This window comes from Cupriavidus sp. GW822-FHT02D05, from assembly GCF_058802485.1.
Genome location: NZ_JBXAOE010000007.1, coordinates 170280 through 181557, shown reverse-complemented (window position 1 = coordinate 181557; position 11278 = coordinate 170280). Strand labels below are relative to the sequence as shown.

Here is an 11278-nt window from a genome sequence, read left to right as displayed (position 1 = left end):
CAATCAGCGGCTGTAAACGTTCATGCCGGGGAAGAAGAAAGCGATCTCGACGGCAGCGGTTTCTGCTGCGTCCGAGCCGTGAACGGCGTTGGCGTCGATGCTGTCAGCGAAGTCAGCGCGGATCGTGCCGGCTTCAGCCTTCTTCGGGTCGGTTGCGCCCATCAGGTCGCGATGCTTGGTGATGGCGTTTTCGCCTTCCAGGGCCTGGATGATGACCGGGCCGGAAACCATGAAGTCCACTAGGTCCTTGAAGAACGGGCGCGCAGCGTGCACTGCGTAGAATTGCTCGGCTTCACCGCGCGACAGGTGAACCATCTTGGCAGCCACGATCTTCAGGCCTGCGGCCTCGAAACGAGCGTAAATCTGGCCGATGACATTCTTTGCCACGGCATCCGGCTTGATAATCGACAGGGTGCGTTCGATCGCCATAAAAACTCCAAAAAATGAAGGGGTTACAAGTCAAGTAAACGTGCAATTCTAGCACGAGACGGTTATGGTTTCGAGAAGGCCCATGGCCGCAGGTTCCCGGGAGCCAACCAAGGCACGGCACACACCATAAAGTTACCAATAATGCACTTTTAATGACGTGCCACGCGCAGGGAACGCGAGAGGCCAGTTGCGATCAAATCACCACTGGCAGCGCGGATTTTGCGAAAATGTGGCTGATACGTTCCCTCAACCCTTGCAATTCCATTACTGCGATGCCACATTGGCGTTGTGCCCGCCTGGGTTACCCCGGCGCCTCACCGTTTTGAGACAGGAGTCACCATGGATAACAAGCTGAACACATACAGTTTCGGCAGCGGCACCGCGACGAGCGACGTCGTGGTGCGCAATCGGGTCATGCGCAACACCTACTGGTTGCTTGCCATTTCGATGATCCCCACCGTCATCGGTGCGTGGATCGGAGTCACCACGGGCTTCAGCCTGATGAAAGGCAGCCCCGGCCTGTCGATGATCCTGTTCCTGGGCATCGCGTTCGGCTTCTTCTATGCCATCGAGAAGACCAAGAACAGCAGCATGGGCGTGGTCCTGCTGCTGGCCTTCACCTTTTTCATGGGGCTGATGCTGTCGCGCCTGATCGGGTCGGTGCTGCAGTTCTCCAATGGTCCTGCACTGATCATGTATGCCTTTGGCGGCACAGCGGCGGTGTTCGGCGCCATGGCCACCATCGCGACTGTCAGCAAGCGCGATTTCTCCGGGCTGAGCAAATTCCTGTTCGTCGGCGTGATCCTGCTGATCCTGGCCAGCGTCGCCAACATCTGGCTGCAACTGCCGTCGCTGATGATCACGGTTTCGGTGATCGCCATCGGCATCTTCTCCGCCTACATCCTCTTTGACGTGCAGCGCGTGCTGAACGGCGGCGAGACCAACTACATCACGGCAACACTGGCGATCTACCTGGACGTGTACAACGTCTTCGCCAACCTGCTGGCGCTGCTGGGCATTTTCGGCGGCAACCGCGACTAAGGCGGCGGCCCGGCCGCCCTGCCCCGGACTAAAAAGGCCAGCGCATCCGCGCTGGCCTTTTTCTTTGCCGCGGCCGCAAGGCCGCGCCCGCCTTCCTCAGCCGCTCAGGCGCGGTCGAACACCGCAATCGATTCCACGTGCGAGGTGTGCGGGAACATGTTGACCACGCCAGCACCGGAAAGCCGGTAGCCGGCCTCGTGCACCAGCAGGCCGGCGTCGCGCGCCAGCGTGGCCGGGTTGCACGAGACGTAGACGATGCGCTTGGGCAGCACGTCGCTGCCAGCCTGGGCCAGTTCACCCAGTGCCTTGCTGACCGCCAGCGCACCTTCGCGCGGCGGGTCGATCAGCCAGCGGTCGAAACGGCCCAGTGCGGCGATGTCTTCCGCACCCACCTCGAAGAGGTTCCTGCAGGCAAATTCGGTTTTGTGGTCCAACCCGTTGATGACCGCATTGGCCAGTGCCCGGGTGGTCAGGACCTCGCTGCCTTCGATGCCCATCACCGAGCGGCCGCGCGTGGCCAGCGGCAGCGTGAAATTGCCAATGCCGCAGAACAGGTCGAGCAGCCGGTCATCCGGCTGGGCATCCAGCAAGCGCAGCGCCCGGCCAATCAGCGCGCGGTTGATCTGGTGGTTGACCTGGGTAAAGTCGGTCGGCTTGAACGGCATGCGGATACTGAATTCCGGCAGCGTGTAGGCCAGTTCGCGGTCCAGCGGGTAGAACGGCACCACGGTGTCCGGGCCCTTGGGCTGAAGCCAGAACTGCACGCCGTGCTGGTCGGCGAAGGCGCGCAGCAGTGCCTCGTCGGCCTCGGTCAGCGGCATCAGGATGCGCAGCACCAGCACCGTCACATCCTGCCCCACTGCCAGCTCGACCTGCGGCAGGCGGTCTCGGATCGACAAACCCGTGATCAGTTCCCGCAGCGGCACCAGCAGGTCCGATACGTGCGGCGGCAGAACTTTGCAGCTCGCCATATCGGCCACATAGCTGCTCTTGCGCTCATGGAAGCCGACCAGCGCCACGCCTTTCTTTGCCACGTAGCGCACCGTCAGGCGCGCCCGGTAGCGGTAGCCCCAGTCCGGGCCGGCGATCGGGCGGAACACCACGTCCGGGCGCAGCTTCGACAAGTGCCAGAGATCGTCTTCCAGCACGCGTTGCTTGATGGCCACCTGCGCGCGTGCGTCCAGGTGCTGCATCGAACAACCGCCGCAAACGCCAAAATACTCGCAGCCCGGCTTCACGCGCATTGACGAGGCCTTCTTGATCATGCCCAGGTTGGCCTGCTCGAAGCTGGCCTTGCGCTTGAAGCTGCTGTAGCTGACGGTTTCGCCCGGCAGCGCGCCCTCGACAAAAATCACCTTGCCCGGGCTGCCATCCTCATTGACCAGCCGGCCAACGCCGCGCGCCTCCATGTCGAGGCTGTGGATCTGCACGACGGGCAGTTGCACGGGCGCAGGCTTGACCGGTGCGGGTACGGCCGGGGAGGCGAAGGCGCCACCTTCTGGCGCAGAATGGGCTTGCGTAAGAGTCACGGCTTGAGACACCTGGGGAACCTGACGTATTGTTTTGTGAAAGCGCGATTGTAGTCCAGACGCACAGCCGGGCGGCCCTGCGGCAAGCCCGGCGGCATGAAGACCGGGACAAGCGCGCGAGATAGGCGCAACATGGGTGCAGCACGCGCGAGGCACTCCCGGCACAGAACACCTGCACCGCGCGCCGTGGCAACCGAGCAGGGGGCGACATGGAACTGATTTCCTGGAACATCCAGTGGGGTCGTGGCGCCGACGGGCGCGTCGACCTGGCCCGCACCGTCAGGACGCTGCACGCGATCGCCGACGCCGATGTAATCTGCCTGCAGGAGGTGACGCGCGGCTATTCCGACCTCGCAGGCGAGCCTGGGCCCGACCAGGTGGCCGAGCTGGTAGCGCTGCTGCCCGGCTACCGGATCCTCTACGCGCCTGCGGTGGACCGTTTCACCGCGGACGGCGCGCCACGCCAGTTCGGCAACCTCATCGCCACCCGCCTGCCCTTGCTCGAAGTGTTTCGCCATGCCCTGCCCTGGCCCACCGATCCAACCGTCCCGTCGATGCCGCGCGTGGCGCTGGAAGCGACGGTAATGGCGGCAGAGCGTCGCCTGCGCGTAATCTGCACCCACCTGGAGTATTACTCGACACATCAGCGCGCGGCCCAGACCGACGCGCTGCGCGCCTGGCACCGCGAGGCCTGCGAGCACGCCAGCCAACCCGGCCTGCGCGAGACTGGGCCCGGCCCGTTCACGCCCGAAGCGCGGCCCGCTTCCGCCGTGCTGTGCGGCGATTTCAACGGCGCGCCGGACGATATCGCTTACCTGCGCATGTTGGCGCCATACGACGGTTGCCACGAAACCGGCATCATCGGCTGGCACGACGCCTGGACGCATACCCACCCCGGCAAGCCCCATGCGCCAACTTGCGCCCTGTATGACAAGGAGCAATGGCCGCAGGCGCCGTTTGCCTGTGACTTCGCATTCCTGACAGAGGACCTGCTGTCGCGTGTGCTGTGCTGCGAGGTGGATGGCGAAACACGGGCATCCGACCACCAGCCGATCTACCTGTCGCTGGCGGACGAATAGGGGCCTGTAACGGAGCGGCGCTTAGATTTCCGGTTCTTCGTCGTCATCGCCGCCGGCATATACCGGCTTGATGCGGAAAGACTGGAGGTACTGGATCCACTGCGAACCCGGCAACTCGGCGAGCGACTCCTGCACGAATTCGATTTCGGTATCGAACTGCTTCGGCGTCAGGCCGCCGCGCATCAACTGGAAACGGCAGTACACCAGGTAGGTATTGACGACATCGGTTTCGCAGTAATCGCGGATCGCGGGCAACTGGCCGTCCTGGTAGGCCTGCCAGACCTTGCTGCCGTCCATGCCCATCTTGCCGGGAAACCCGCACAGCTTGGCGAGATCGTCCAGCGGTGCGCTAGCGCGCGGCTGGTACATCGCCAGCAAGTCCATCAGGTCCAGGTGCCGCATGTGGTAACGACTGATGTAGTTGTTCCACTTGAATTCGCGGCTGTCGGACTCGCTGCCTTCGCCCATTTCCCAGTAGCGCGGCGCCACGATGCCATGCACCAGCCCGCGGTAATGCAGCACGGGCAGGTCGAAGCCGCCACCGTTCCACGACACCATCTGGGGCGAGTAGCGCGCCACCAGGTCATAGAACTTCTGGATCAGCACCGCCTCGCCGTCTTCCAGCGTGCCAAGCGAGCCCACATGGAAAACCGGTGTGCCGTCGCGCTGATTACGGCGCAGCACGCAGGAAATGGCCGCGATGCGCTGCAGGTAGTGTGGCAGGAAATCGGTGCCGTTTTTCTCGCGGCGGGCCGCGAAAGCATGTTCGGCGACCTCGGCATCGGTCATGGAATCGGGATGGTCGTGCAGACGACGCAAACCATCGACATCGGGAATCGTCTCGATGTCGAATACCAGCACAGGTGTCATAGAACAGCGTCCTTGCGCACGCCTTGCGAAGCAAAATGGCGTTTGAGCTTGACCAGCGCCTCTTGCTGGATCTGGCGCACACGCTCGCGCGTCAGCCCCATTTCCTCGGCAAGTTCTTCCAGCGTGGCCGGCTCGATGTGATTAAGCCCGAAGCGGCGCTCGACAACATAGCGGTGCTTTTCGGACAAACGCGCCAACCATTGTTTCATCAGGTTTTCCAGCTCGCGGTGGGCGACTTCCTGGTCGGGCGCGGCGTTGTGCTCGTCCGAGAGGAAATCAAGCAGGCTGGATCCGGGATCGAGATCGAATGGCGTGTCGAGCGAGGTGGTGTGCTCGTTGAGCGCGAGCACGTCTTGTATTTCGTCAGGGGTCTTGCCCAGCAGGTGGGCAATATCTTCCAGGCTGGCATCGCGGCCGTCGGTGCCGCCCTTCTCCAGATGACGCTTGGCGCGCAGCACCTGGTTGAGTTCGCGGATGACGTGGACCGGCAGGCGTACGGTGCGCGCCTGGTTCATGATGGCGCGCTCGATGCTCTGGCGGATCCACCATGTGGCGTAGGTCGAGAAACGGAATCCGCGGGAGGGGTCGAATTTCTCGATGGCGTGCATCAGGCCGAGATTACCTTCCTCGATCAGGTCCAGCAGCGGCACGCCGCGATTGAGGTAGCCCTTGGCGATGCTGACCACCAGCCGCAGGTTGCGCTCGATCATGACCTGCCGCGCCGAGAAATCGCCGCCCTTGGCCAGGGTAGAAAAATGCAGCTCCTCCGGCGCAGACAGCAGCGGCTTGATGCTGATGCGATTCAGGTAATGCTGGACGGTGTCGGCTGCCAGTTCGGTGTGCAGCACGGTGCGGAAGTCGTCATGATCGGGCGCAGCCGGCTCGGCTGCGGCCTCGCCTTCTTCTTCGTCCTCGGACTCTTCTTCGTCCTCGTCGCGGGCCTGGCGCTCGACTTCCTCGACCATCAGGTCGGCCTCGCGCAGGCCTACCGCCGTACCCGTGGTGATGGGCTCATCGGTAAGCGGCACCAAGTCGGCGGCCGGGTCCTGGCCGTAGGACTCGGAATCTGCATCGGCATCGGCTTGCGCCACGCCAGTGGACTGCTGCAACTCCGGCTGCTTGGGACGCCGAGCGCGGCTGGTGCTTCCGGTGGAGACAGTTTTCTGGCGTGGCATGAACCCTCACTGTGGCGGCAAATACCGCATCGGATCGACTGGTTTCCCGTTCTTGCGTACCTCGAAATGCAGCTTCACACGATCGGTGTCACTGTTGCCCATCTCTGCAATCTTTTGTCCCTTGCGGACCGTTGCCTGCTCCGTCACCAGCACCTTGTCGTTGTGGCCGTACGCAGTGAGATATGTATCGTTGTGTTTGATGATGACAAGATTCCCGTAGCCGCGCAAGGGGCCAACGTGAATCACGCGGCCATCGTCGGCTGCTTGCACCGGATCGCCCTTTTTGCCGGCAATATCAATGCCCTTGTTGCCTTTTTCGTCGAAACGCCCGATCAGTTGGCCGGTGACCGGCCATGCCAGCTTGACCGAGCCATCGGCGGCTGGCGCGGAGCCCGCCGCCACGGGCGCGGAAGCCCCGCCAGCAGTGGCTGTCGACGGAACCGGCGTGGGCACAGGACGCGCCTGGTCGATCGGCTGGCCCTGCACGCCGCCTGGCGCCACCGGCATGGTGGCGACGCCGGTGCCCGCGTTGACGTCGGCGCCAGGAGGCGCCACGCGCAACAATTGACCCACTTCGATCTGGTTGGCATTGGCCAGCGAATTCCAGGCCGCGACATCGCGATAGGACTGGCCGTTCTCGAGCGCGATTCGATAAAGCGTATCGCCTCGCTTGACGCGATAGTACCCAGGCGGCGCGGGCTCCAGCGGGACGACACCGGCGACGCCGGCTCCGGAGGTGCGGTCCACCACGGGCGCCGGCATGGGCGAGGAGGCGCAGGCGGCCAGCAAGGCCAGCAGCAGGGAGGCGGTAGCGAGCTGCCCGGCGCGGGCGAAACGTTCCGTGTTCACGATATTGTGCATAGTTCGACTCAGATAGTGCCCGATTTTAATGGCACAAAGAAAACGGCTTCAAGCGCGGTCCGGTGAAATCGATGCCGGTTACGCCGCTCGATCAACAATAATTGCTGTGTGACGGTCTGCCCTGGGCTGCCGGCGGAGGGAGGTACCGCCACGGGCGCGATCAGCCGCCCGCCAATGGCAAGCTGCTCCAGCAACGCCTGAGGCACCTCCATGCCGGCCGCCGCCAGGATAATCGACGAAAACGGCGCCGCCTGGGGTAAACCCAGCATGCCATCGCCATAATGCAGGCGCAGGTTTGGCACCCGCAGCGGCCGCAAGTTCGCCTTGGCTTGTTCGTGCAGCGGACGAATCCGCTCGATAGAGAACACTTCGCGCGCCACCAGGCTCAGCACGGCCGCCTGATAGCCGCAGCCGGTGCCGATTTCCAGCACGCGCTCCAGCGGCTCATCCGCGCCGAGGCCATCGCGCAACAACTCGATCATGCGAGCCACCACCGACGGCTTGGAGATGGTCTGCTGGTGGCCGATCGGCAACGCCGCATCTTCATACGCTTGCGACGACAGGCCGGGCTCGACAAACAGGTGGCGCGGGATGGTAGCAATCGCGTCGAGCACGCGGTCGTCGCGGATGCCGGCCGCGCGCAGCCGCGCCGCCAGCGCGCCACGCGCGCGTTCCGAGGCCATGCCGCCGCCGCCCGCCGTGGCGGCACTGGCGCGCGCCTGCACGGCGCTCGCTGCCGGGGTGGGCGCAGCGGGCGCCTTGGCCGCGCGCGATTTGGCAGCCATCGCCGCGCCGCGCGCGCCGCCCACGGCAGGCATGCCAGCGGTACGCGCCGGCGCGGGCTTGCGCTCGACCACCGCGTCCAGCGACAGGGGAAATTTTGGGCGACGCGGGACGGAACTCATGACGGCCGGCTACTGCGCGGGCAAGGGCTTATGCCAGCCACTGGTTGACCTGCTCGAGCTGCCCGCGGTGAGTCAGGTCCAGCTGCAAAGGGGTCAGCGACACGAAGCCTTCGCCCGTGGCATGGAAATCCGTGCCCTCGCTCGCATCGCGCGCGTCGCCGGCGGGCCCGATCCAATAGTTGGTATCGCCGCGCGGGTTGACCTGTTTGATCACCGGCTGGGACGGATGGCGCTTGCCGAGCCGGGTGGCACGGTAGCCGTTGATGTGTTCGAACGGCAGGCTGGGAATATTGACGTTGAGCAGGAACGGCTCGGCCGAGGGCCTGGCGATATAGCGCTCGACAATGTCGCGTGCCACGCGCGCGGCGGCGTCAAGATGGGTCCAGCCCTTGTCCACCTGCGAAAAAGCGATCGAGGGAATGCCAAGCAGGAAGCCCTCGATAGCGGCGGCGACGGTGCCGGAATACAGCACGTCCTCGCCCATGTTCTGGCCCTGGTTGATGCCGGACACCACCAGGTCGGGTTTCTCGTCGAGCAAGCCGGTCAGCGCGATATGCACGCAATCGGTCGGCGTGCCGTTGACGAAGCGGAACCCTTTCTGCACGCCCTCCCGGGCTTCATAGATGGACAGTGGCCGCTGCAAGGTCAGCGAGTTGGATGCACCACTGTGGTTTTGCTCAGGTGCAATCACCGTGATGCGCGCCAGCGGCGCCAGCGCGGCATGTAGCGCGGCTAGCCCCGGCGCCAGGTAACCGTCATCGTTTGCGAGGAGGATATGCATGGCCGGGATTGTACCTGACAAGGCTGCCGCAAGCGGCCCGTCCGCAGCGCAAATCCTGCTGCAAAAACAGTAGCCGGCGGCGGCTCGCCAGCTTGTAACAGAACGACCGTGCTATTTTTGCGCTACACTTGCCCGGGCCTGCCTGGCGCAACTGGCATGGACCACGCGTGCACCGCGCATGCACCCTTTTGCGCCATCTTCTGCCGGGCATCGAACATATCACCGGAGACATGATGAAAGCCGTACTTTGCAAAGCCTGGGGCCCGCCTGATTCGCTGGTGCTCGAAACCCTGCCGGACCTGGTGCCCGGCCCGGGCGAAGTCGTCATCGATGTGAAGGCGGCTGGCGTGAATTTCCCCGACGTCCTCATCATCCAGAACAAATACCAGGCCAAGCCGCAACTGCCCTTCTCGCCCGGCTCGGAACTGGCCGGCGTGGTCAATGCGGTGGGCGAAGGGGTGACGCACGTCAAGCCCGGCGACAATGTGATCGCCTACCTGGGCAACGGCGCCTTTGCCTCGCAGGCCAAGGCCCCCGCCGCCGCCGTGGTGCCGATGCCGCCGGGCATCGACTTCGAGACCGCCGCGGCATTCACCCTCACCTACGGCACCTCGCACCACGCGGTGATCGACCGCGGTGAGCTGAAAGCGGGCCAGACCATGCTGGTGCTCGGCGCTGCCGGCGGCGTGGGCCTGGCCGCCATCGAAATCGGCAAGGCCATCGGCGCGCGCGTGATCGCGGCCGCCTCCACCGACGAAAAGCTCGCGGTCTGCAAGGACCATGGCGCCGATGCGCTGATCAACTACAGCACCGAAGACCTGCGCGAACGCGTGAAGGCGCTGACCGATGGCCGCGGCCCCGACGTGATCTATGACCCGGTGGGCGGCATCTACGCCGAGCCGGCGTTCCGCTCGATCGGCTGGCGCGGCCGCTACCTGGTGGTGGGCTTCGCCAATGGCGAAATCCCCAAGCTCCCGCTGAACCTGGCGCTGCTCAAGGGCGCCTCGCTGGTGGGCGTGTTCTGGGGTGACTTTGCGCGGCGCGAGCCCAAGGCCAATCAAGCCAACATGGCGCAGATGCTGGGCTGGATGAAGGAAGGCAAGATCCGCCCGCATATCTCCGCGCGCTATGCGCTGGAGCAGGCGCCGCAAGCCCTGAAAGACATGGAAGCCCGCAAGGTCACCGGCAAGATCGTCATCGTGCCCTGACGTTGCGCGCCTCTGGCGCCGTGCAAGAGCAAAAAAAGCGCCTGGTGCCGTAGCACCAGGCGCTTTTTTCTTGCTCGGCGGCGTTTCACGCAGCCATCACTGCGCGCATCAGAAGCGATGCTGCAAGCCAGCGGTCACCCCCACCTGGTTGTTTGCATAGCCGATGAAGTCCCTGGACAAGCTCACATTCTGCCCGTTGCGCGCCTTGGCATAGCCGCCCGACAGGTAAGCCGTGGTGCGCTTGGACAGCGCGTACTGGGCGCGCACCGAGAACAGGATCGGATCGGCATCGCTGCCGCCCTTGATATTCTGCTTGTAGACCGCGCCATACAACGTGAACGCCGGCGTGAAGTCATACGACGCGCCGCCCCAATACATATCGCTGCGATGAGACGCGGCTGCCGTGGTGAAGGTCCGCTTGTAGTTGCGGTAGCCCGCGTAAAGCTTCAGGTCGCCGAAGTCATAGCTGGCGCCAGCGTGGATGCCCTGAATGTAGTCCGTGACATCGGCCGGCGTGGTGCTGGTGCCTGCGCCGTTCTGGCGATCCCAGGTGGCGGCCGCGGCAAAGCCGCCCGCACTGTAGCCCACGCCGAAATCGTACTTGGACGAGCTCTTGAAGCTGCCGGCCACTTCGCCCAGCGCCAACGTGGCGCCCAGCTTCACGCCGCCAAACGTGCCGTCGTAGCGGATCGCGTTGGACGCGCGCGAGAACAAGCCATCCTTGCGCTCGCCGGTAGCGGTCGCCGAGGTCGCCCACGAGTAATTCGGCGCGTAGCCCATCGGGTCGAACGGCAGCATGAAATCATAGGTGGTGGTGAAGGTGCGGCCCAGCACCACTTGGCCGTACTTGCTGGACAAGCCAACAATGGCGCGCCGATCGAACAGCGTGCCATCGGAATCCAGCCGGCCTGTATCGATGGCGATGCCGCTCTCCAGCTGGAACAGTGCCTTGAGCCCACCGCCAAGGTCCTCGCTGCCGCGCATGCCCCAGCGCGACGTGTTCTTGCCACCCGAAGTCATCTTGACCACCGAACCATTCGGGCCGGCATGGCTGGCGTATTCGATGCCGGCATCCATGATGCCGTACAGGGTCACGCTGGATTGCGCCGCTGCGCCACCGGCCAGGCTCATGCCGACTGCTGCCAGCGCGATCGATTTCAGCTTCATGCTGTCTCCTCTTGTGATTTGTGAGTTGTGATTGTTGTGGTGATGTCCGGGCAGGCCCCCGGGATGGCACGCATGGTATGGCAGGCGCACTTTCAGTTCGCTTTCGAAATTCGACGGATTTCATCGCCGCGCCGGCGTTCGGGGTTGGGAGTTTCCCTAGCTTCAAAGTCGGGCCGGATACCTGTATTTCTCAGCGCGGCCCGCCTTCGCGGCCCTCCCCCGCTTTTACCGAT

General features: G+C 64.2%; 11 protein-coding genes. 3 read left to right on the top strand and 8 right to left on the bottom strand.

Features of this window, described 5'->3' with window-relative positions:
• Window positions 1-3: 3 nt before the first annotated feature.
• Entirely contained in the window at window positions 4-429 is a 426-nt protein-coding gene (ndk, locus tag AC1RQK_RS11705) for a nucleoside-diphosphate kinase (RefSeq protein WP_492372433.1), read from the bottom strand.
• 339 nt (window positions 430-768) lie between these two features.
• Between ndk and AC1RQK_RS11700 the strand changes: the two genes are divergently transcribed.
• Window positions 769-1470 carry a Bax inhibitor-1/YccA family protein gene (locus tag AC1RQK_RS11700; protein WP_006157746.1) on the top strand — a complete coding sequence of 234 codons (702 nt, stop codon included), beginning with the start codon at window positions 769-771 and terminating at the stop codon, window positions 1468-1470.
• Window positions 1471-1574: 104 nt separating this feature from the next.
• On the opposite strand, the gene rlmD is transcribed toward AC1RQK_RS11700, so the two are convergent.
• Window positions 1575-2909, bottom strand: coding sequence for a 23S rRNA (uracil(1939)-C(5))-methyltransferase RlmD (gene rlmD / locus AC1RQK_RS11695; protein ID WP_492372452.1), 1335 nt, complete (start codon window positions 2907-2909; stop codon window positions 1575-1577).
• Between the two features lie 299 nt (window positions 2910-3208).
• On the opposite strand from rlmD, the gene AC1RQK_RS11690 reads away from it, so the two are divergent.
• Entirely contained in the window at window positions 3209-4078 is an 870-nt protein-coding gene (locus AC1RQK_RS11690) for an endonuclease/exonuclease/phosphatase family protein (protein WP_492809170.1), read from the top strand.
• Window positions 4079-4099: 21 nt separating this feature from the next.
• Here AC1RQK_RS11690 and AC1RQK_RS11685 read toward each other — a convergent pair whose 3' ends face one another.
• Genes AC1RQK_RS11685 through surE form a run of 5 tightly spaced genes read right to left on the bottom strand, consistent with a single transcriptional unit; the run spans window position 4100 to window position 8670 of the window.
• Complete coding sequence (locus tag AC1RQK_RS11685; protein ID WP_174423309.1) at window positions 4100-4948, bottom strand: 3'-5' exonuclease; 849 nt, start codon at window positions 4946-4948, stop codon at window positions 4100-4102.
• Window positions 4945-6123 (bottom strand): RNA polymerase sigma factor RpoS, encoded by a 1179-nt coding sequence (rpoS, locus tag AC1RQK_RS11680; RefSeq protein WP_492372435.1) that lies wholly within the window; start codon window positions 6121-6123, stop codon window positions 4945-4947. The genes AC1RQK_RS11685 and rpoS overlap by 4 nt, the downstream gene beginning before the upstream one ends.
• Window positions 6124-6129: 6 nt before the next feature.
• Window positions 6130-6984, bottom strand: a complete 855-nt coding sequence (locus tag AC1RQK_RS11675; RefSeq protein ID WP_492372436.1) for a peptidoglycan DD-metalloendopeptidase family protein — start codon at window positions 6982-6984, stop codon at window positions 6130-6132.
• A gap of 8 nt (window positions 6985-6992) precedes the next feature.
• Window positions 6993-7889, bottom strand: a complete 897-nt coding sequence (locus AC1RQK_RS11670) for a protein-L-isoaspartate(D-aspartate) O-methyltransferase (RefSeq protein ID WP_492809169.1) — start codon at window positions 7887-7889, stop codon at window positions 6993-6995.
• A gap of 28 nt (window positions 7890-7917) precedes the next feature.
• The gene (surE, locus tag AC1RQK_RS11665; protein WP_492372437.1) at window positions 7918-8670 is read right to left on the bottom strand and encodes a 5'/3'-nucleotidase SurE; all 753 of its coding nucleotides are present in this window, start codon (window positions 8668-8670) and stop codon (window positions 7918-7920) included.
• A 233-nt stretch (window positions 8671-8903) separates the two neighbouring features.
• Here surE and AC1RQK_RS11660 point away from each other — a divergent pair, with 233 nt between their 5' ends.
• Complete coding sequence (locus tag AC1RQK_RS11660) at window positions 8904-9878, top strand: NADPH:quinone oxidoreductase family protein (protein WP_253927666.1); 975 nt, start codon at window positions 8904-8906, stop codon at window positions 9876-9878.
• A 108-nt stretch (window positions 9879-9986) separates the two neighbouring features.
• Here the strand turns inward: AC1RQK_RS11660 and AC1RQK_RS11655 are convergent, their stop codons facing one another.
• A complete protein-coding gene (locus AC1RQK_RS11655; protein WP_492809168.1) occupies window positions 9987-11045 on the bottom strand; it encodes a porin in 1059 nt (352 codons plus the stop codon).
• Window positions 11046-11278 lie beyond the last annotated feature (233 nt).

Excerpts from the sequence above, each read along its gene's own strand:
- ndk (WP_492372433.1), bottom strand. The coding sequence starts at position 429 with ATGGCGATCGAACGCACCCTGTCGATTATCAAGCCGGATGCCGTGGCA.
- rpoS (WP_492372435.1), bottom strand. The coding sequence starts at position 6,123 with ATGCCACGCCAGAAAACTGTCTCCACCGGAAGCACCAGCCGCGCTCGG.
- AC1RQK_RS11690 (WP_492809170.1), top strand. The coding sequence starts at position 3,209 with ATGGAACTGATTTCCTGGAACATCCAGTGGGGTCGTGGCGCCGACGGG.
- surE (WP_492372437.1), bottom strand. The coding sequence starts at position 8,670 with ATGCATATCCTCCTCGCAAACGATGACGGTTACCTGGCGCCGGGGCTA.
- AC1RQK_RS11660 (WP_253927666.1), top strand. The coding sequence starts at position 8,904 with ATGAAAGCCGTACTTTGCAAAGCCTGGGGCCCGCCTGATTCGCTGGTG.
- AC1RQK_RS11670 (WP_492809169.1), bottom strand. The coding sequence starts at position 7,889 with ATGAGTTCCGTCCCGCGTCGCCCAAAATTTCCCCTGTCGCTGGACGCG.
- AC1RQK_RS11655 (WP_492809168.1), bottom strand. The coding sequence starts at position 11,045 with ATGAAGCTGAAATCGATCGCGCTGGCAGCAGTCGGCATGAGCCTGGCC.
- AC1RQK_RS11675 (WP_492372436.1), bottom strand. The coding sequence starts at position 6,984 with ATGCACAATATCGTGAACACGGAACGTTTCGCCCGCGCCGGGCAGCTC.
- AC1RQK_RS11685 (WP_174423309.1), bottom strand. The coding sequence starts at position 4,948 with ATGACACCTGTGCTGGTATTCGACATCGAGACGATTCCCGATGTCGAT.
- AC1RQK_RS11700 (WP_006157746.1), top strand. The coding sequence starts at position 769 with ATGGATAACAAGCTGAACACATACAGTTTCGGCAGCGGCACCGCGACG.